Below are 18,025 nucleotides of genomic sequence, written 5' to 3'. Positions count from 1 at the left end.
CGCGGGTCAGGCGGGCTGGCGGATCCGGGTCGGCACCCGCCAGCTCGCCCGGTCGAGCGAGATGTCCAGCCGCAGGTCGCCACGCTGCCTGCGCAGGCCGGGCACGCGTACGCGGTCGTGCACGTCGAACCTGCCCCGATGCGGATATCCGAACCCGAGCTCGCCCGGCAACACGCGCAGGTCGTCACGGTTGCCGCAGCGCGGGCAGGTCCACGAGACCAGGTCCAGGCCGCGGTTGTAGTCGGAGCAGGCGTTGAAGTATTCGTCGGGGCCGAAGCGGGACTCGCAAGCCAAGCAAGGGATCAGCATGACGGTCCGCTCCTCGGGATGACGTGGTGGCACCCATAAAGATGTGGTGGCACCCATAGAGATACCGCTGGGCACTTGTCCGCCGCTTGCAGAATGCTTGGGTACTTAAGTAACAGTATGAGCACTGTCGGTATCAGATCATGCGAGGGAGCCCGCGGTGAAAGGATGGCCTCGTGGAACGACTGCGCCATCACCTCCTCGAGACCGGATACACGATCGACGGCGTACGCGAGCGCCTGGGCAGCATGGCCGCCTCGGCCCTGGCCCGCGAGGAGCTGGTGCCGGCCCTTCGCGCCACCGCGGACGGTGACCCGCTGGCGACGCTGATCAGGCTGTGGTGGCTCGGCGTCCCCGTCCCCGCCAAGGCCGTCGCGCCGGAGGTGCTCGAGTCCGGGCTGGTCAAGGCCGACGGTGACCAGGTCGGCGCCACCGTGCACCTCCAGCCCTGGGAGACCGGCGGCTACCTCGTCTCCGACCGCAAAGTACGCCCCGGCGACCCCGCGCTGCGGCCCGACCACGTGGTGGGGGCCGGCGGCGCCTCGGCCAACCTGGCCCAGCTCGTCAGCCGCCGCCCGGTTGAGCGCGCGCTCGACCTGGGCACCGGCTGCGGGGTTCAGGTGCTCCACCTGGACGGCCGGGCCGAGCACGTCGTGGCCACCGACCTCAACCCCCGGGCCCTGGAGCTGGCCGCGCTGAGCTGGGAGCTGTCCGGCGTCGAGGGGGTGGACGCGCGTGTGGGTTCGATGTTCGAGCCGGTCGAGGACGAGCTGTTCGACCTGGTCGTGAGCAACCCGCCGTTCGTCGTCGCGCCGGCGCGGGCGGGGAAGCTGACCTATCGCGAGTCGGGCCTCGAAGGTGACGACTTCTGCCGCGACCTCGTACGCCGGACGCCCCGCCATCTCAACCCCGGCGGCCAGGCCCACTTCCTGGCCAACTGGCTGCACGTCGAGGGGGAGGACTGGCACGACCGCGTGGGCGGCTGGCTGCGCGAGACCGGCTGCGACGCGTGGGTGGTCCAGCGTGACGTGCAGGACCCGGCCGAATACGTCGAGCTGTGGCTCAAGGACGCGGCCGAGCAGGGCACCAGGAGCTACGCCGAGCACTACGACCGGTGGCTGGCCTGGTTCGACGAGCGCAGGGTCGAGGGCGTCGGGTTCGGCTGGATCACCATGCGCAACTCCGGCACGCTCGACCCGGTCGTCCGCGTGGAGCACCTGGCGCACCAGGTCTCGCTCCCGGTCGGCGACTACGTCGACTCCGTCATCGACGCCATCGCCGCCGCGCACCGGACCGAGGGGCTGGACGCCGCGCTGCTGCGTACCGCCGACGGGCTGCTCGACGAGCGCATCAGCCTGCCGGGCGCGGAGGACCCCATCCGCATCGTCCTGCGCCAGACCCAGGGGCTGCGCCGCAGCCGCGAGGTCGGCACGGTCGAGGCCGCGCTGGCCGGCGTGTGCGACGGCGAGCTGGCGCTCGGGCCGCTGCTCAACGTGATCGCCGAGCTGGTCGGCGACGGCGAGATCGCCAATTCCGACTCGGTCAGACCCCTCATAGCCGAGGGTTACTTCCTCCTTTGATTCGGTGTTGATCGGACGTTGACACCGAGGGTGGAGGCTTTGGGCCAGGACACGGACCTGGGGGGTTCGAGGGCCGTGTCAGGTCCGGCCGGTCGTCTTAGTGAGGCGGCTAGCCACTACGCGGAGCATCCGGATAACCGGGCCCCCTAGCGACGCGTGGTGGCGAGGATGACCGGCCGGGCTGAACCTCCATCGATCACGAAGATCTCGTGACTCCGTAAGGACAGCCTTGATCAACCATGTGTGGATGACACGTCTGGACGACGAGCTGTACTCAGGACTCGACGACGGACCCGGCGGCGTCACCGACGGGTTCGGCGGCGGGGATGCTGTCGAGCAGGACCTTGAGATCACCGGCCTCGGGGGCTCCGAGCCGGGAGAAGATCTCGAAGGCCCGGCGTAGGCAGTCGAGGCTCCTCGTCGTGCTGCCGAGTCCGCGCAGCGCCTTGCCGAGTACGGTGAGCGAGAGCGCCTCCCCGTAGGGGTGGCCGATCTCGCGGGAGACCGTCAGGGCCTCCTCGGCGTGGCGTACGGCGTCGGGATAGCGCTCGGCGGCGATGAACGTCTCGGCCAGCCTGGAGCACACCCGCTGCTCCCAGACCCGCTGCTTGCCGGCCCGGAAGAAGGCCAGGCACTCCGCGTGGTGGTGGACGGCCTCGGTGAGGCGGCCGACGCGGGACAGCACGATGCCCAGGTGATAGCGGGCCCGGGCGGTGCCGGCGCCGCTGCCGATCTCGGTGAAGATGGCCAGGCCCTTCTCCGCCGCCGCGATCGCGTCCTCGGGCCGGCTCAGCCCCAGGTGGTCGCGGGCCGAGTAGCTGAGGACCAGCGCCTCGCCGGCCGGCACGCCGTTCTCGCGGTAGAAGCGCATCGCCGCGTCGAACAGGGACAGCGCCTCGGTGTGGCGGCGCTGCCTGCCGACGACGACGGCCAGGGCGTTCAGCACCTCGCCGGTGACGATCTTCTCCTCGCGGGCCCGGGACAGCTCGTGCACGATCCTGAACTGCGCCTCGGCCTCCTTGAGCCGATTGCCCGCGAACAGCACCCGGCCCAGCACGTAGCGGGCCCGCAGCTCGCCGGCCTGGTCGCCGATCTCCTGCGCCGACGCCAGCACGGCGCGGGTGCCGTGGTCGAACTCGCGCGTGTGCGTGCCCGACTCCAGCAGCGGCTCCATCGCGACCAGCAGGTCGGCGGCGGGCAGCAGCTGCTCGGCGGTACGCGCCGCCACGGCGGCCTGGTTGATGGTCGCGAACAGCGAGTCGCCCTCGGAGATCAGCCAGGCCACGGCCTCGTCGGCGGAGGTGAAGACGCGCCCGCTGCCGACCACCACGAGGTTGGCGGGGATCATGCTGCCCTCGTAGGCCAGCGTGTGCGCCGACTGGGCGGAGGCCAGGTAGAAGCCGAGCAGGCGGCGCAGCGCCATCGTACGGGCCTGGGGGCGCTCGCCCTTCTCCAGCGCGCGCCGGGCGAACAGCTTGAGCAGGTCGTGGAAGCGGTAGCGGCCGGGCGCGGGGGCCTCCAGGAGGCTGGCGTCCACGAGGGACTCCAGCACCTCCTCGGCCTCGAACGCGCTCATCGACAGCACGGCGGCCGCGGCGCCGGAGGAGATGTCGGGGCCGTTGGGCAGGGAGAGCAGCCGGAAGGCGCGAGCCTGGAGGGAGGTGAGCTGCCCGTACCCGAGCGCGAACGTGGCCTCCACGGCCAGGTTGCCCACGCGCAGCTCGTCGAGGCGGCGCTGCTCGTCGGCCAGCCGGGGCACCAGCGAGGCCACGGTCCAGGAGGGCCGCGCGGCCAGCCTGGCGGCCACGATCCGCACGGCCAGCGGCAGGAACCCGCACGCGGCCACCACGTCCATGGCGGCCCCGTGCTCGGCCGAGACCCGCTCGGCCCCGGCCACCGCGGCGAACAGCTGCAGCGCCTCGCTCGGCTCCATCACGTCCAGGTCGATGAGCCGGGCCGAGGGCAGGTCGGCCAGCTTGCCGCGGCTGGTGACGATGGCCGCGCAGCCGGGGGAGCCGGGCAGCAGCGGGCTGACCTGCTCGGCGTCCCGGGCGTTGTCCAGCAGGACGAGGATGCGGCGTTCGGCGAGGATGGAGCGGTAGAGGGCGGAACGTTCCGCGAGCCCGTCGGGGATGACGTCCGGCGGGATGCCGAGCGCGCGCAGGAAGCCGCCGAGCGCCGACTCGGGCGCGGTCGCCTCGTCGGTGTAGCCGCGCAGGTCGGCGTAGAGCTGGCCGTCGGGGAAGACGTCGTCGACCAGATGGGCCACGTGCACGGCCAGCGCGGTCTTGCCGACGCCGCCGATGCCGGAGATGGCCGCCACCGGCACGCCCTCGGGGGCCGACCGCGGCTGGGCGGACGAGTGGCCCGACAGCAGCGTGCGCAGGCGTACCGCGATCTCCTTGCGGCCGGTGAAGTCGGTGACGGCGGCCGGGAGCTGCGCGGGGCGCGGCAGCTCCAGCGCCGGCGGCTGCTCCTCGGCTGCCGCGGGCTCGTCCTCCTGGGGTGCTTCCGCGTCGGCCTGCGCGGGGGCGGCCAGCGTGGGGTCGGCGGCCAGGATGCGCTGGTGCAGGGCGGTCAGCTCGGGCCCGGGCTCGATGCCCAGCTCGTCGACGAGCGCCTCGCGGGTCTCGGTGAAGACGTTGAGCGCGTCACCCTGCCGGCCGCAGCGGTAGTAGGCCAGCATGAGCTGGGCGCGCAGCCGCTCGCGCAGCGGGTGGTCGGCCGTCAGCGCGATCAGCTCGGAGACGATCCTGGCGTGGTTGCCGAGCTCCAGGTCCACGTCCATGAGCGTCTCGATGACGCTGATGCGCCGCTCGATCAGCCGGTCGCGCTGGTGCTCGGAGTAGGGGCCGACGGTGCCGGCCAGCGGCTCGCCCTCGAACAGCGCCAGCGCGGCCCGCAGGGCCCGGGCGGCGTCGGCGAGCCTGCCGGCCTTGCGCGCGGCCTCGGCCTGGTGGATGCCGCGTTCGAAGCGGGTCAGGTCGAGCGCGTCGTCCGGCAGCCGCAGCGCGTAGCCCCTGCCGATGGAGGTGAGCAGCTCGGGGCGGGAGCGCGCGGGCCGGTCGGGCTCCAGCACGGTGCGGAGCCTGGAGACGTACGTGCGCAGCGCGCCCAGGGCCCGCGGCGGCGCGTCCTCTCCCCAGACCGCGTCGATCATCTCGTTGGGGGTGACCGCGTGACCTTCCCGAAGGAGCAGCATGCCGAGAATGGAACGCTGCAGCGGGGTGCCCAGGTCGAGCTCCTGGCCATCGCGCCACGCGCGGACAGGACCGAGCACGGCGAACCGCAGCCCGCCCTCAACGCTCTGACCAGCCATGCCGTCTGTCTCCAAGCCAATGGAATGATTTATTACCAAATGATAGATCCATCGTCGCTCGTCACCTAGATGCAGACTGATCGTTAACCGAGCCGTTGATCCGCCTTTGATCAGGTGTTGAGTCCGCCCTTGGATGCTGGGCGTGTCGCCAGGCGTGACACACATCGCGGGGGCGTGTGTCATGTAGAGCGAATCGAGGCAGGAAAAAATACCGGCCCCGCCCGGTGAATTCGGGCGGGGCCGTGGTGGACGGGTTCTCAGGCTGCCTCGACCAATCCCAGCCGCATGGTCAGACGCTCGCGTACGAGCGGCCATTCGGAGTTCAGGATCGAGTAGAAGGCGGTATCTCGGACCGTGTTGTCGGCGCCTCGGCTGTCCGCTCGCCGCACCCCGTCGAAGTGTGCGCCGAGGGCCTCGATGGCGGCCCGGGATCTGGTGTTGCGTACGTCTGCCTTGAGGGTGATGCGGTGGACGTTCCAGGTCTCGAAGGCGAGCGAGAGCATGAGGAACTTGCTCTCCCGGTTGACACCTGTGCCCTGGGCGCTGGCGCCCAGCCAGGTGTAACCGATGTCGGCCACGGACGGAATGTCGCCCACCGCGCCGCGTGTACCCGGAGGCCAGGGCATGGGGCCCTGCCAATACTCCAGGTGCATGAGACGGGTGGCACCGACCACGCGGTCGGTGTGCAGCCACCGGATGGCGAAGGGCAATGTGCGGCCCTCCGCCTGCTCAGCCATGGCGGCCTCCACGTAGGAGACAACCTCGTCCCGGCCATGCGGGACGCGAGTGAAGCCGTAAGTGGAACGGTCTTCATCCGCCGCGGCGACCAGGTCATCGACCGCCGCGAGGCTGAGAGGTTCCAGGCGCACGAGGCGCCCGGACAGGGTGACAAGAGCGGGCATGAGCACATGATGGGGGGTGCGTGGCGTGCACGTAACCAGGCAGTTGGGCCCATCTTCCCGACCGATTCGCGGCCGTGGTGTTTCCGCAGGTCGGAGGCCCCTTTTGGGGGATGGTAAACCCGCTCTTGGGAAGAAATTCGCCTAACCGTGACATGGCGCCGGGACGAGCGCGGGATGCCGTTCGCGCACCGCGCCGTGCCGGACCAATGACAGCTCTTTCAGGCCCATCGAGAGCTGGTCGAGATTGGCCGCGATCCACGGGAGCTGGAGGGGATCCGGGCTGCTCAGAGCGGCCAGCCGCTCCTCGGCGGTGTCGCCGTAGAGCAGGCTCACCGCGACCCGCACCCTGGCGGCCGAGGGGTCGTCGCCGAAGGCGTGTCCGGGCAGGACTCCGATGCCGTGCTCCTCCAGCAGGATCTTGGTGATCTCGGCGGAGCCGCCGAGTCTCAGGTGGCTCAGGTCGGGATAGAGGTAGAAGCCGCCCTGCGGGACGGGCACGCGGGCCCCGATCTCCGCGAACCTCTCGTGTACGGCCCGCGCCACCACGCCGTGCAGCCGGCGGCTGCGCACGATGCGGTCGGTCAGCTCGGCGGGATCGCCGAAGGCGTAGGCCGCGGCCTCCTGGACGGGCGCCGCGGGCGCCGACCAGATCTCGCTGGCCACCGCGAGCAGGCGCCTGCGCAGCGCGTGCCCGTTGGCGGGCAGCCTGGCCACGCCGATCCGCCAGCCGCCCAGCGCCAGGCTCTTGCTCAGCCCGGTGGTGATGATCGTGCGCTCGGGCGCGAGGTCGGCCGGAGAGGTGTACGGCAGGGCCGGGTCGTGCAGGAGATCACGGTAGATCTCGTCGGAGATGATCGTCAGGTCGAGCTCGCGGGCGACCTCCACCAGGCGGGCGACGGTCGCCGGCGTGGCCAGCCGTCCCGTCGGGTTGTCGGGCAGGGTGACCAGCACCGAGGTGACCGTCCTGCCGTGCGCCCTGGCACGGCGTACTTCGGCGGCGACGCGATCGGGGTCGGGCACTCCGCCCTCTCCTGGCGGTGCGGGCACCAGGATAGGACGCGAGCCGACCAGATCGGCCTGCGCGGCGTAGCTGACCCAGCTGGGCATGGGCAGGACGATGTCCCCGCCGATCGCCAGGAGCAGGCCGTACAGCAGTGACTTGCTGCCCGGTCCGCAGACGACCAGCTCGGGGTCGGTGGCGAGCCCCCGTCGTGTCCAGTAGCCCGCCGCCGCGGCCCGCAGCCCGGACGCCCCCGCGACCGGCCCGTAGCCGTTGCGCTCTGACGCGGCGGCCAGCTTGTCGCGCAGCGCCGGGTGGACGGGCAGACCGGCCTCGCCGAAGGCCAGGTGCAGCACACGTTCCCCGGCGCGTCGTCTTCGTTCGATGTCCTCGTTGGCCGCCAAGGTGGCGGACAGGGTTACGGTCATGTTTGTCACGTTCCCAGGGTGGTTGGATGAAGGCATCAGCACAAGCGAGGCTTTTTGTGGGTAGGCATAAGGAATTCCGATGCTCGAATTGCGGCGTTTGGTCCTGATCTGCGAGTTCGCCAGAAAGGGAAGTATCGCGGCGACCGCGGAGTCGCTCGGGTACAGTCCCTCGGCCGTCTCGCAACAACTGGTCGCGCTCGAACGCGAGACCGGAACGGCCCTGATCGACCGGACGGCGCGCAGCGCCGAGCTGACCGACGCGGGGCGCCGGCTCGTCATGCACGCCGAGCGCATCCTGTCGATGGTGGAGGAGGCCGAGTCCGACCTGTCGGCGCACGCCGGCACCCCTTCGGGGCGGGTCGTGGTGACCGCCTTCCCGACGGCGGCGGTGGCGTTCGCGCCGGCGCTCGCGCGCTCGCTGCGCCGCCACACCGAGCTGACGCTCCGCCTGGGGCAGAGCAGGTCGGGGCGGGGCATGCGCGAGGTGCAGTCGGGCGAGGTGGACATCGCGCTCGTGGACGACTGGTACGGGCGGGTGCGCGACAGCGAGAGCCTGCGCGTCTTCCCCCTGCTCAGCGATCCCCTCGTGCTGGTGGTGCCGCGCAAGCACCGCCTGGCCGATCCCGAGGTGCCTCTGGACCTGCGGGAGCTGCGGGACGAGCCGTGGATGGCCACACCCGACGGCGAGCCCTCCCGGCTGGCGGTGGACCGCCTGCTGGTGGACGTGGGTGGCACCCGGCCGACTCCGTGGGAGTTCGAGGGGCTGGGGACCATCCTGTCGCTGGTCGCCAAGGGCATCGGCATAGCCGCCGTCCCCGCGCTGGCACTGGCCGCCGGGGTGCGGGGGCTGGCCGTCAGGCAGTTCCCCGGCAACCCGGTGGGGCGCGAGGTGCACGCCGTGGCGCGCGGATCCAGCGTGCACCGGCCGTCGGTGTCCGTGACGCTGCGCGCCATCCACGTGGCCGCCCGCTACATCGCGGCCGACCTGGAGCCGGTGAGCCCGGCGGAGCCGTCGCGGGACGGCAGGCCGGACGACCTGCTCGATGAGCCGGGCGAGGACGAGCCGGTGCGGTCGGCGGGCAACGTGGTGGGGCGGTCGTTCGGCGAGTGACGTGATGGGATGGTCGTCCGGCGGGCACGTGCTGGCCCGCCGACGCGATAACGTCTGCGCCTATGGCGCCGACGTACGACATCGAGCACCTCCTGCTCTCCCAGCCCAGCGTCCGCACGGTCGCGGGCGTCGACGAGGTGGGCCGCGGCGCGTGGGCCGGGCCGGTCACGGTGTGTGCGGTGGTCACCGATCTGTCCGAGCCGCCGCCGGGGCTGACCGACTCCAAGCAGGTCTCCGAGGTCAGGCGCGCGCCGCTGGCCGCGGAGCTGTCCACGTGGGCGGCGGGTGTCGGCTTCGGCGAGGCCACGCACCAGGAGATCGACTCGCTGGGCATGACGGAGGCCCTGCGCAGGGCCGCGCGCCGGGCGCTGGAGTCGCTGCCGGTCCGGCCGGACGCGGTGATCCTGGACGGCAAGCATGACTACATCGGTGCCCCCTGGCCGGTGCGCCTGGAGGTCAAGGGAGACGCGGCGAGCATCTCGGTCGCCGCGGCGTCCGTCCTGGCCAAGGTGCGGCGTGATGCGTACATGGCGACGATCGGCTGCGAGGAGTACGGCTTCGCGGAGAACGCCGGCTATCCCTCGCCCTCGCACCAGGAGGCGCTCGCCCGCCTGGGCCCCACAGCTCACCATCGGCTCTCGTGGTCATATCTGGATGACCTGCCACAGTGGCGGCATCTCAAACAACACCGTGATCCGCTCGTGGGCGAGGGGCAGGCAAGCCTCTTCGGCTGAACGGACCCGGGACGCCCAGGTCATCGGCCATCATCGACGGGTGCGCATCGGGGTCTTCATCATCGCGGCGCTGTTTCCCGGGCAGGAGCCGGGGCGGGTGCTCGCCGATTCGGTCGAACTGATCGTGGCGGCCGAGGAGGCCGGGTTCGACGACGCGTGGATCGCCGAGCACCACTTCATGTCATACGGCGTGTGCCCGTCCGCCACGACGCTGGCCGCGGTCGCCGTCGGCCGGACCTCCCGGATCGGGCTGGGCACGGCCGTGAGCGTGTTGTCCAACCACCACCCCGTGGCCCTGGCCGAGCAGGCGGCCATGCTGCACCACCTGTCCGGCGGGCGGTTCACGCTGGGCGTGGGCCGAGGCGGGCCGTGGGTGGACCTGGAGGTGTTCGGGACCGGGGTCGAGCGGTTCGAGCGGGGCTTCGGGGAGTCGCTCGACGTGCTGCTCGGCGCGCTGTCCGGCGGGCCGGTGGCGGCCGACGGGGAGTTCTTCCGGTTCAGGGAGGTCGCGATGGTGCCGCCCGCCCGGCTGCGGCCCGTGGTGGCGTGCACCTCGGAGGCCACCGTGGGGCTGGCGGCCGGGCGCGGGCTGCCGATGTTGCTCGGGATGCACGTCGGGGACGCCGAGAAGGCGGACCTGGTCGCCGGCTACGCCGCGCGCGGTGGCACGGCGAAGGGGCACGTCGCGGCGGCGGTCGGCCACGTGGCGGACTCGACGGCGCGGGCGGTGCGGGAGCTGAAGGCCTCGATGCCGGGGTGGCTCGGGCCGGGGCTGGCCGGCTACGTGCCGGTGGACGGGCGGCCGCGGGCGTCGCGGGACGTTCCGGGATATGTGGATCTGCTGACCCGGATCCATCCGGTGGGCTCGGCCGGGCACTGCGCGGAGACGCTGCTGCGTACGTCGGAGGCCACCGGGATCGAGCACTTCATCCTGATGGTCGAGGGGCTGGGGGAGCACCGGCGGACGCTGGAGAACATCCGGCGGTTCGGGGCCGAGGTGCTGCCGCTGCTGGCGAGGTGACCGGCGGGCCGGTGCCCCGGCCCGCCGGACGTGGGGTCAGCAGTCCACCAGCTCCGGGCTCTGGTTGAGGAGCTGGGCCCTCGGGGTGACGAAGTCGGCCAGGGCCTTCGTCGCCGTCGGGTCGAAGACGGCCACCCGGTGGCAGTTCTGGAAGGCCAGGCGCACTCCATAGTGGCGCTCGAGCGCGCCACGCATCGAGTCGCTCGCCAGGCACCTCAGGAGCTGGCCGCGGGCCTCCTCGGACGGCGGCGGCACGTGGTTGTCGGCGAACTCGGCCCCGGTGTGCTCACGCTGCTTGACCAGCTCGCTGATCAGCGACCACGCGTAGGGAAGCGAGTCGCGGACGCAGGCGAGGAACGCCGCGTCGTCCACGTCACCGGCTTTTGCCTGGTCGAGCAGATCGTTCGGAACGGTCAGCGACATGCTGTCTCCTCTCGAAGGGGGGTCAAATCTGACGCTAGGTCGCAAAAGGGAAACGCTCCAGAGTCCCGGCGGGGACACTCATGTGATCAGGGGCCATAGACGAAGCCGGGGTCCACCTGCTCGGCCAGGTCGGCGCCGGTCCGCTCGTTGGCCCACGCCCGCGCGTTGCGCAGGTGGAACTCCACGGTCTGGCGGCCGAAGCGGGCCCAGTCCTTGACCTGCTCGTCGAGGGTCTTGCGGAGCACCGTGAGCGCGTCGGCGTTGACCGGCTCCAGGTCGTCCAGCGTGAAGTGGCGGCCCTGCTCCATGGCGCGGACGACGGCCGAGTGCTCCATCCAGGTGAGCAGGTCGTCGCCGACGTGCTCGCGCAGGAAGTCGACGTCGGACTGGCCGTGCACCTTGTTGCCGATCACGGCGAGGGCGACGTCGTACTTGGCGGCGTACTCGCGGTATTGCCGGTAGACGCTCACGCCCTGCCTGGTCGGCTCGGCGACGAGGAAGGTCAGGTCGAAGCGGGTGAACAGGCCGGAGGCGAAGGAGTCGGCGCCCGCGGTCATGTCGACCACGACGTATTCGCCCGCGCCGTCGATCAGGTGGTTGAGCAGCAGCTCCACCGCGCCGACCTTCGAGTGGTAGCAGGCCACGCCGAGGTCGTCCTCGCTGAACGGGCCCGTGGCCAGCAGGCGCAGGCCGTCGGGGGTGGTCACGGCGTAGGGGTCGGCGGCCAGGTCCTGGAAGCTCAGCAGCGTGGAGCCGCGGCCGGGCGGGGTCGTCTTGACCATGGTCTCGGCGGAGATGATGCGGGGGTTGGTGCCGCGCAGGCGGTCCTTGATCTCGGTCAGGTGGGCTCCGAGGGGCTCCGGCTGCCGGTCGAGGCCGAGCACGAGAGCCAGGTGCTGGTTGATGTCGGCGTCGATGGCGACCACCGGGCCGCCCTGGCCGGCCACGTGCCTGGCGAACAGGGCCGACATGGTGGTCTTGCCGCTGCCGCCCTTTCCGACGAACGCCACTCTCACTGCCTACTCCAGGTGAGGATGAAAATCGTTTCCGTTGGACGATCACCATCATGCCACAGCGGGTGTGCCGGGGAGGGAAATCGGCAGCAAGAGGCCGCGAACTGTCGCGGTGGGGGTCATCCGCAGGTGGAGTCGAGGCTGACCGGGGTGTCGGTGCTCTCGGTCGCGGACGGGGCGTGCGCGGCGGCGGTCTTCGTCGAGGCGGAGTCCTCGTCCAGGGCCTCGCGGACCTTGCGGCGGATGAGGTACCAGTCGGGGTCGGAGGTGCTGATCAGCGGCGGCACGAAGCTGAGGCTGCGCATCTTGGCGTCCTTCACCTTCTGCGACAGGTCCACGACGGCCGGCAGGAGGTCCTGGGGCAGGTCCGTGGAGATGGCCCGCTTCGTGGCGGCGGCCAGGCGCTCGAAGCTGTTGAGCACGGTCATCGGGTCGGCCTGCTTGGCGACCGCGTTGAGCAGGCACTTCTGGCGTCCCATGCGGACGTAGTCGTCGCTGTCGGTGCGGGAGCGGCCGTACCAGAGGGCGTCCTCGCCGGTCAGCTTGCGGGTGCCCGCGGGGAGGAGGCCCTCGCGGTGCTTGCCGTACACGATGGGCTCCTTGATGGTGATCCGTACGCCGCCCATGGCGTCGACGATCTCCGCGAAGCCCTTCATGTCGACCATGGCGTAGTAGTCCACCGGGATGCCGAGGATGTCGCTGATCGTCTGCTTGAGCAGGGTCGAGCCGCGTTTGCCCTTGTGCACGCCGGGCACCAGCTCCGGGTGGTCCTCGGCGTACTGGAAGACCTCGTTGAGCAGGCCCGGGGTGTCGGGGCCGCTGCCGGTGAAGCCCCAGGGGAAGGCGTCCCTGGCCGGGCCGGCGGGCAGCTGGACCTGCTGGAGGTTGCGCGGCAGGCCGAACAGGACGGTGGCGCCGGTCTCGACGTCCACGCTGGCCACGGTCATGCTGTCGGTGCGCACGCCGGGCCGGCCGGGTGCGGAGTCGCCGCCGAGGAGCAGGAAGTTCACCCGGTCGGCACCGCTCCAGGGGTCCTGGGCCATGATGGGCGCGGTGCCGCTGTTGCCGGCGAACAGGGTGTGCACGACGTCGCGCGACAGGTACGCGAGCCTGGTGGCGTACGCCGTGGGGGCCAGGATGAGCGCGCAGAGGGCGACGGCCAGGGTGGTGGACAGGAAGCGGCCGACGGTGTCGGAACGCGGGGGGCGGACGAGGAGGAAGGACCAGATGATCACGCCGGTCCAGGCCAGCGCGATCACCACCAGCGCGACGGTGAGCACGATGAGCCAGCTGGGCTGGACGGCCAGGGACAGCAGGTTGGCGCTGAAGGCGGTGAACACGGTCAGCACCGCGGCCAGCATCAGCACATAGGCCACCATGAGCGCCAGGCCGGTCTTGCGGCGCTCGGCGGCCAGGTGCGCGACTCCCCACAACACGGTCGAGGCCAGGGTCAGTGCGATGCCCGCGCCGAGGCCGAATCGTCGCTCGTCTCCCGTCATGCCTGGTCAAACCCCCATTACGTATGCCTGATGGCCGTGTTGCGCCTGCCCATCCAAGTCACCCTAGTAATGCGTTGTGCGTGAGAGGCGGTACGAAGGGAATGGTTCGGTCAAATCCCCGTCAAGACCACCTTGAGATATAACGTGAATGTGAGCAAGCGACACGGTAGTTACGGGTTCGACGCGCCATGGGCCCTGGCCGGTCTGCTCTTCGGAGCGATCGTGCTGCTGGGCCTGGCGGCGGTCTCGTTCGTGCTCGACGTCCTCGCCGCGGGCCTCGCCTTCCTCTTCGGCGGGCTCTACACGCTGGCCAGCGCGGCCAGCCACGTCTACACGACGCGGCGCGGCAGGTTCGCCGTCTGGGCCGAGGAGCTGCGCCGGCTGAGCGGCGACGAGCGGTTGCTCGACCTCGGCTGCGGCCGGGGAGCGGTGCTGCTGCTGGCGGCCGAGCGGCTGGAGCACGGGCGGGTGACCGGCGTCGACCTGTGGCGCTCCCGGGACAGGTCGGGCAACGAGGAGCCGGTGACCAGGGCGAACGCCGAGGCGGAAGGCGTGTCCGAGCGGGTGGAGCTGGTCACCGGCGACATGCGCGAGCTGCCCTTCGGCGACGACGCGTTCGACGTGGTCGTGTCGAGCCAGGCCATCCACGGCATCCCCGGCGCGGAGGGGCGCGAGCGGGCCGTGCGCGAGGCGCACCGCGTGCTGCGGCCCGGCGGGCTGATGCTGATCGCCGACTTCCGGCACACGCCCGCGTACGAGGACACGCTGCGCGAGCTCGGCGTGATCGACGTGCGGCGGCGGGACGCGGGCTGGCGGTTCTGGTACGGCGGTCCCTGGTCCGCCACCGGCATCCTGGAGGCCAGGAAGCCTGCCGCCCCGTAACGTTTGCCGATCGCTCGCCGGGTATCGGGGTGATCCTATGAGCGACGTGGAAACCGGCACCATCAGTACGAAGGTGCCCGCCCGGCTGGATCGGCTGCCGTGGTCCCGCTGGCACTGGATGATCGTCATCGGTCTCGGCACGGTCTGGATCCTCGACGGGCTCGAGGTCACCATCGTCGGCAACCTGTCCGCGCAGCTGGCCAAGCCGGGCAGCGTCGTGGACATCACCCAGGCCCAGGTCGCGGGCCTGGCCGCCGCGCTCTACGTGGCGGGCGCCTGCGCGGGGGCGCTGTTCTTCGGCTGGCTGACCGACCGGTACGGCCGCAAGAAGCTGTTCATCATCACGCTGGTCGTCTACCTGGCGGCGACGCTGCTGACCGCGTTCTCCTTCAGCGCGTGGTGGTTCTTCCTGTTCAGGTTCGTGACCGGGTTCGGGATCGGCGGCGAGTACGCGGCCATCAACTCGGCCATCGACGAGCTCATCCCGAGCCGCCACCGGGGGCGCATCGACATCATCATCAACGGCAGCTACTGGCTCGGCGCCGCGGGCGGCGCGCTGCTGACCGTGCCGCTGCTGAACGACCTGCCGGTCAACATCGGCTAGCGGGTCGCGTTCGGGCTGGGCGTGGTGCTGGGGCTGGCCATCCTGCTCGTCCGCCGTCACGTGCCGGAGAGCCCGCGCTGGCTGTTCATCCACGGCCGGGGCGAGGAGGCCGAGCGGATCGTCGACGACATCGAGCACGAGATCGGCAGGGACGACCTGCCGGAGCCGAAGCAGACGATGACCGTGCACCAGCGCAAGTCGATCGGCTTCGGCCGGATCGCGCACACGATGGTCGCGCTCTATCCCAAGCGGACGGTGCTCGGGTTGTCGCTGTTCATCGGGCAGGCGTTCCTCTACAACGCGATCACGTTCGGCTACGCCCAGATCCTGTCCACGTTCTTCAAGATCGACACGAACACGGGCTACTACTTCGCGGTCATCGCGGTCGGGAACTTCCTCGGCCCGCTGCTGCTCGGCCACCTCTTCGACACCGTGGGCCGGATCCCGATGATCTCGGCCACGTACATCGGGTCGGGGCTGCTCCTGCTGGGCACGGCCTGGCTGTTCAACGAGGGCGCGCTCAACGCGGTGACGCTGACCGCGTGCTGGTCGGCGGTGTTGTTCGTGGCCTCGGCGGGGGCGAGCTCGGCGTACCTGACCGTCAGCGAGATCTTCCCCATGGAGACCAGGGCCATGGCCATCGCGTTCTTCTTCGCGATCGGGACGGCCGCCGGCGGCATCGCGGGGCCGCTCGTCTTCGCCTCGCTGGTCGAGACCGGGGTGCCGGGGGACACGGCGCTGGCGTTCACGATCGGGGCCCTGGTGATGATCGCCGGTGGCCTGGTCGAGCTGTTCCTCGGGGTCAAGGCCGAGCGCAGGGGGCTGGAGGACATCGCGGCGCCGCTCACGACAGCCGGGGCAGCGAGGGCCGCATGACCTTCAGCACGTGGGTGCTGTCGGCCAGGTAGAGGTGCGGGACGTCGACGAACACCCGCATCGGGCCGCGCTCCGTCCCCAGCTTCGCGGCCATCGCCGCGTGCACCTCCGAGAGCGGCAGGTAGTTGAGGTAGCTGGTGAAGGCGTTCTGGGAGCGGAAGGTCGCGGTCATGACGAGCATGCCTTCCCTGATCCGGAAGGCCACCCCGATCAGGCAGGGCACCGCGTCGTACGGCTCGCCGGGAACGGTCAGCGAGATCCACGCGCTCTTGCTGTACGGCTTGACCCGCAGCAGGTCGGCCGCCCACCTGAGCTGCCCCCCGATCCTGGCCCCGTAGCTGTACTTGAACGGCGGCACCACCACGTCCTCGGTGAACTTCCTGCGGTACAGCGCCAGCCGGTCCGCGTCGCCGTACCGCGCGATGATCGGGTCGTCGCCGCTGACGCGCGCGATCTCGAACAGCACGGACGGCCCCTCGATGACGGGACCGCGGTCGTCGTCGGCGAGGGTGCCCGCCGACCAGACATGGCGCATCAACCAGATCCACGCCTCCCCACACGACGCCCAAAGTGCCGGGCCGGGCATTCAGCTCTCCAAATACGGGAATCGGTACGGGTTGCGGGGAAGCCGGCGCCGTCTGGTCACGTTGCAGCGGATGTAGTAGACGGCGTAGTGGACCAGCGCCACGAGCAGGATGCCGGTCATGAGCAGGAGCAGGTTGGGCTCCTGGCCGCTGAGGCCGGTGACGCCGACGGTCAGGTAGGTCGAGTTGACCGTCGCGAGCATCATGACGTTGATGCCCGGCCACGCGAGGGGCGCGTACGTCTCGGGGAAGCGCGGGTCGATCGGGAGGTTCGGGCTCCAGTCGAGGTCGTCCCTGAGCTTGGTGGCGTACAGCAGGCGGAAGTTGTTGATCGCCCGGGCCGTCCTGGCGTGCGCGTTGACCGCCTCGATGAGGCGCAGGAACGGCAGGACGCTGAGCAGGCCGAACGCGGTGACCAGGGCGAACAGGTACCACGGCACGTCCTGCCAGCGGGTCAGGCTCTGCGGGTCGACGACCTTGGCGCTGGCCAGGGCGATGGCCGCGAGGAAGGGGCCGGACAGCAGGCTCAGCGCGAGCCTGGTCATCTTCAGGCGCTCTTCCTTGGCGGCGAGGTGGACCGCGTAGATGCCGGTGAAGTCCACTGCGGCTAGCTGGAGGAACTGGCTCGGCGCCAGGTCGTCCTCCCTGGCCATGCGAGGGGGTGTCTTTCGCATGAGCGTGCTCCTGGTGTGAGTACCTCCAGTATGAGCACTCTTTCTGGGATTTGCCGGTGATTATTACCAATTGTTCCAACAAATCTCAACTCACTGCGGTTAAGGCGGTCATGCGCTCAACCCGGTCGATGTACGCGGACGGGAGGCCGTACAGGAGGGCCGCCATCTCCTCGTCGTGGATCACCGGCAGGGCGGCCAGCGCGTCGGAGGCCAGGCCCCGGCAGTAGCTGATCGTCTCAGTCGTCATCCGGCCGGCCCGCAGCCTGCGCAGCGCCTCGGCCACCTGCTCGTCGCTCATGTCGCGGCCGAGCAGCCCGGTCAGGTCGGCCCCCGAGAGCAGCACGGGCAGGCTGTAGACGCCCTGCCGCAGGTCGTTCCCGGCCGGCTTGCCGAGCTGCGCGGTGGACGCGGTCAGGTCCAGCAGGTCGTCGAGCACCTGGAAGATCAGCCCGAACTTCTCGCCGTACGCCGCCATGCGCGCCCGGTCCTCGGCCGTGGCGTGCGCGCAGACCGCCGCCACCAGGCATCCGGCCCTGAAGAGGGCGGCGGTCTTGCCGGTGATGGACCTCAGGGCGCTCTCCCGCGTACGGGCCGGGTCGAACAGGCCGGCCGTCTCCAGATACTGCCCCTCGGCCAGCTCGACCATGGTGGCCGCGAGCACCTCGGCCACCGGCCTGGACACGCTCGTGATCGCCGCCAGCCCGGCCCTGGCCAGCATGAAGTCCCCGATGACCAGCGCCCTGCCGTCGCCCAGCTCGGCGTTGAGCGTGCTGGTGCCGCGGCGCTCGGTGGCCCGGTCCATCAGGTCGTCGTGCACGAGCGACCCGGCGTGGATGAGCTCCACGCAGGCGGCGGCCGTGATCACGCGGCGGTCGGGGGCCTTGCCGAGCGCGAGGGAGGCGGCGAGGGTCAGGGCGGGCCGCAAGCGCTTGCCGCCCGCCGCGACGATGCGCCCGGCGCCGACGTTGATGCCGGGCAGCGCGGAGGAGCCGCTCAGCCGCCGGATCCTGGCCTCGACCTTGGTCAGCCCCGCGGCGATGGCGGGGCTGCGCAACAGTTGATCCATGTC

General features: G+C 70.9%; 15 protein-coding genes and 1 pseudogene. 6 read left to right on the top strand and 10 right to left on the bottom strand.

The window, feature by feature from the left end; genetic code table 11:
- Positions 1 to 6 precede the first annotated feature (6 nt).
- Positions 7 to 309, bottom strand: a complete 303-nt coding sequence (locus ACTWPW_RS16055) for a hypothetical protein (protein ID WP_364111754.1) — start codon at positions 307 to 309, stop codon at positions 7 to 9.
- A gap of 173 nt (positions 310 to 482) precedes the next feature.
- On the opposite strand from ACTWPW_RS16055, the gene ACTWPW_RS16050 reads away from it, so the two are divergent.
- Entirely contained in the window at positions 483 to 1,886 is a 1,404-nt protein-coding gene (locus ACTWPW_RS16050) for a DUF7059 domain-containing protein (protein ID WP_375110515.1), read from the top strand.
- Between the two features lie 274 nt (positions 1,887 to 2,160).
- On the opposite strand, the gene ACTWPW_RS16045 is transcribed toward ACTWPW_RS16050, so the two are convergent.
- From ACTWPW_RS16045 to ACTWPW_RS16035, 3 genes are all read right to left on the bottom strand, one after another.
- Complete coding sequence (locus tag ACTWPW_RS16045; protein WP_443169144.1) at positions 2,161 to 5,205, bottom strand: AfsR/SARP family transcriptional regulator; 3,045 nt, start codon at positions 5,203 to 5,205, stop codon at positions 2,161 to 2,163.
- Between the two features lie 257 nt (positions 5,206 to 5,462).
- On the bottom strand, positions 5,463 to 6,107 hold the full coding sequence (locus ACTWPW_RS16040; protein WP_375110517.1) for a GNAT family N-acetyltransferase: 645 nt from the start codon (positions 6,105 to 6,107) through the stop codon (positions 5,463 to 5,465).
- A 141-nt stretch (positions 6,108 to 6,248) separates the two neighbouring features.
- Positions 6,249 to 7,535 carry a pyridoxal phosphate-dependent aminotransferase gene (locus tag ACTWPW_RS16035; protein WP_375110518.1) on the bottom strand — a complete coding sequence of 429 codons (1,287 nt, stop codon included), beginning with the start codon at positions 7,533 to 7,535 and terminating at the stop codon, positions 6,249 to 6,251.
- 79 nt (positions 7,536 to 7,614) lie between these two features.
- Here ACTWPW_RS16035 and ACTWPW_RS16030 point away from each other — a divergent pair, with 79 nt between their 5' ends.
- The 3 genes from ACTWPW_RS16030 to ACTWPW_RS16020 all read left to right on the top strand — a co-directional run bounded on the left by ACTWPW_RS16030 (position 7,615) and on the right by ACTWPW_RS16020 (position 10,401).
- Entirely contained in the window at positions 7,615 to 8,646 is a 1,032-nt protein-coding gene (locus tag ACTWPW_RS16030) for a LysR family transcriptional regulator (protein ID WP_375110520.1), read from the top strand.
- 62 nt (positions 8,647 to 8,708) lie between these two features.
- Positions 8,709 to 9,380 carry a ribonuclease HII gene (locus ACTWPW_RS16025; RefSeq protein ID WP_443169143.1) on the top strand — a complete coding sequence of 224 codons (672 nt, stop codon included), beginning with the start codon at positions 8,709 to 8,711 and terminating at the stop codon, positions 9,378 to 9,380.
- Positions 9,381 to 9,420: 40 nt separating this feature from the next.
- Positions 9,421 to 10,401, top strand: a complete 981-nt coding sequence (locus ACTWPW_RS16020; RefSeq protein ID WP_443169142.1) for an LLM class flavin-dependent oxidoreductase — start codon at positions 9,421 to 9,423, stop codon at positions 10,399 to 10,401.
- Positions 10,402 to 10,437: 36 nt separating this feature from the next.
- On the opposite strand, the gene ACTWPW_RS16015 is transcribed toward ACTWPW_RS16020, so the two are convergent.
- The 3 genes from ACTWPW_RS16015 to ACTWPW_RS16005 all read right to left on the bottom strand — a co-directional run bounded on the left by ACTWPW_RS16015 (position 10,438) and on the right by ACTWPW_RS16005 (position 13,336).
- Positions 10,438 to 10,824 carry an SCO5389 family protein gene (locus ACTWPW_RS16015; RefSeq protein WP_375110524.1) on the bottom strand — a complete coding sequence of 129 codons (387 nt, stop codon included), beginning with the start codon at positions 10,822 to 10,824 and terminating at the stop codon, positions 10,438 to 10,440.
- Positions 10,825 to 10,910: 86 nt separating this feature from the next.
- A complete protein-coding gene (locus ACTWPW_RS16010; RefSeq protein WP_375110525.1) occupies positions 10,911 to 11,840 on the bottom strand; it encodes an ATP-binding protein in 930 nt (309 codons plus the stop codon).
- 116 nt (positions 11,841 to 11,956) lie between these two features.
- Positions 11,957 to 13,336, bottom strand: coding sequence for an LCP family protein (locus tag ACTWPW_RS16005; protein ID WP_375110527.1), 1,380 nt, complete (start codon positions 13,334 to 13,336; stop codon positions 11,957 to 11,959).
- 150 nt (positions 13,337 to 13,486) lie between these two features.
- On the opposite strand from ACTWPW_RS16005, the gene ACTWPW_RS16000 reads away from it, so the two are divergent.
- Together ACTWPW_RS16000 and ACTWPW_RS15995 are read left to right on the top strand one after the other, a co-directional pair.
- Positions 13,487 to 14,218 (top strand): class I SAM-dependent methyltransferase, encoded by a 732-nt coding sequence (locus ACTWPW_RS16000; RefSeq protein ID WP_443169141.1) that lies wholly within the window; start codon positions 13,487 to 13,489, stop codon positions 14,216 to 14,218.
- 37 nt (positions 14,219 to 14,255) lie between these two features.
- Positions 14,256 to 15,698, top strand: a pseudogene (locus tag ACTWPW_RS15995) (MFS transporter).
- Here ACTWPW_RS15995 and ACTWPW_RS15990 read toward each other — a convergent pair.
- The 3 genes from ACTWPW_RS15990 to ACTWPW_RS15980 form a co-directional block, all read right to left on the bottom strand.
- A complete protein-coding gene (locus tag ACTWPW_RS15990; RefSeq protein WP_443169140.1) occupies positions 15,667 to 16,233 on the bottom strand; it encodes a hypothetical protein in 567 nt (188 codons plus the stop codon). The pseudogene ACTWPW_RS15995 and the gene ACTWPW_RS15990 overlap by 32 nt on opposite strands.
- 51 nt (positions 16,234 to 16,284) lie before the next feature.
- Positions 16,285 to 16,956 carry a hypothetical protein gene (locus ACTWPW_RS15985; RefSeq protein WP_364111782.1) on the bottom strand — a complete coding sequence of 224 codons (672 nt, stop codon included), beginning with the start codon at positions 16,954 to 16,956 and terminating at the stop codon, positions 16,285 to 16,287.
- An 85-nt stretch (positions 16,957 to 17,041) separates the two neighbouring features.
- Complete coding sequence (locus ACTWPW_RS15980) at positions 17,042 to 18,022, bottom strand: polyprenyl synthetase family protein (RefSeq protein WP_375110530.1); 981 nt, start codon at positions 18,020 to 18,022, stop codon at positions 17,042 to 17,044.
- Positions 18,023 to 18,025: the final 3 nt, after the last annotated feature.

This window comes from Nonomuraea sp. KM90, assembly GCF_052246675.1.
In the GTDB taxonomy this organism is placed as follows: Bacteria; Actinomycetota; Actinomycetes; order Streptosporangiales; family Streptosporangiaceae; genus Nonomuraea.
Note: the sequence above shows the minus strand (reverse complement) of the source record. Positions and strands in the feature narration are given on the sequence as shown.

Excerpts from the sequence above, each read along its gene's own strand:
- ACTWPW_RS16055 (WP_364111754.1), bottom strand. The coding sequence starts at position 309 with ATGCTGATCCCTTGCTTGGCTTGCGAGTCCCGCTTCGGCCCCGACGAA.
- ACTWPW_RS16045 (WP_443169144.1), bottom strand. The coding sequence starts at position 5,205 with ATGGCTGGTCAGAGCGTTGAGGGCGGGCTGCGGTTCGCCGTGCTCGGT.
- ACTWPW_RS16040 (WP_375110517.1), bottom strand. The coding sequence starts at position 6,107 with ATGCCCGCTCTTGTCACCCTGTCCGGGCGCCTCGTGCGCCTGGAACCT.
- ACTWPW_RS16035 (WP_375110518.1), bottom strand. The coding sequence starts at position 7,535 with ATGACCGTAACCCTGTCCGCCACCTTGGCGGCCAACGAGGACATCGAA.
- ACTWPW_RS16030 (WP_375110520.1), top strand. The coding sequence starts at position 7,615 with ATGCTCGAATTGCGGCGTTTGGTCCTGATCTGCGAGTTCGCCAGAAAG.
- ACTWPW_RS16025 (WP_443169143.1), top strand. The coding sequence starts at position 8,709 with ATGGCGCCGACGTACGACATCGAGCACCTCCTGCTCTCCCAGCCCAGC.
- ACTWPW_RS16015 (WP_375110524.1), bottom strand. The coding sequence starts at position 10,824 with ATGTCGCTGACCGTTCCGAACGATCTGCTCGACCAGGCAAAAGCCGGT.
- ACTWPW_RS16005 (WP_375110527.1), bottom strand. The coding sequence starts at position 13,336 with ATGACGGGAGACGAGCGACGATTCGGCCTCGGCGCGGGCATCGCACTG.
- ACTWPW_RS15990 (WP_443169140.1), bottom strand. The coding sequence starts at position 16,233 with ATGCGCCATGTCTGGTCGGCGGGCACCCTCGCCGACGACGACCGCGGT.
- ACTWPW_RS15985 (WP_364111782.1), bottom strand. The coding sequence starts at position 16,956 with ATGCGAAAGACACCCCCTCGCATGGCCAGGGAGGACGACCTGGCGCCG.
- ACTWPW_RS15980 (WP_375110530.1), bottom strand. The coding sequence starts at position 18,022 with ATGGATCAACTGTTGCGCAGCCCCGCCATCGCCGCGGGGCTGACCAAG.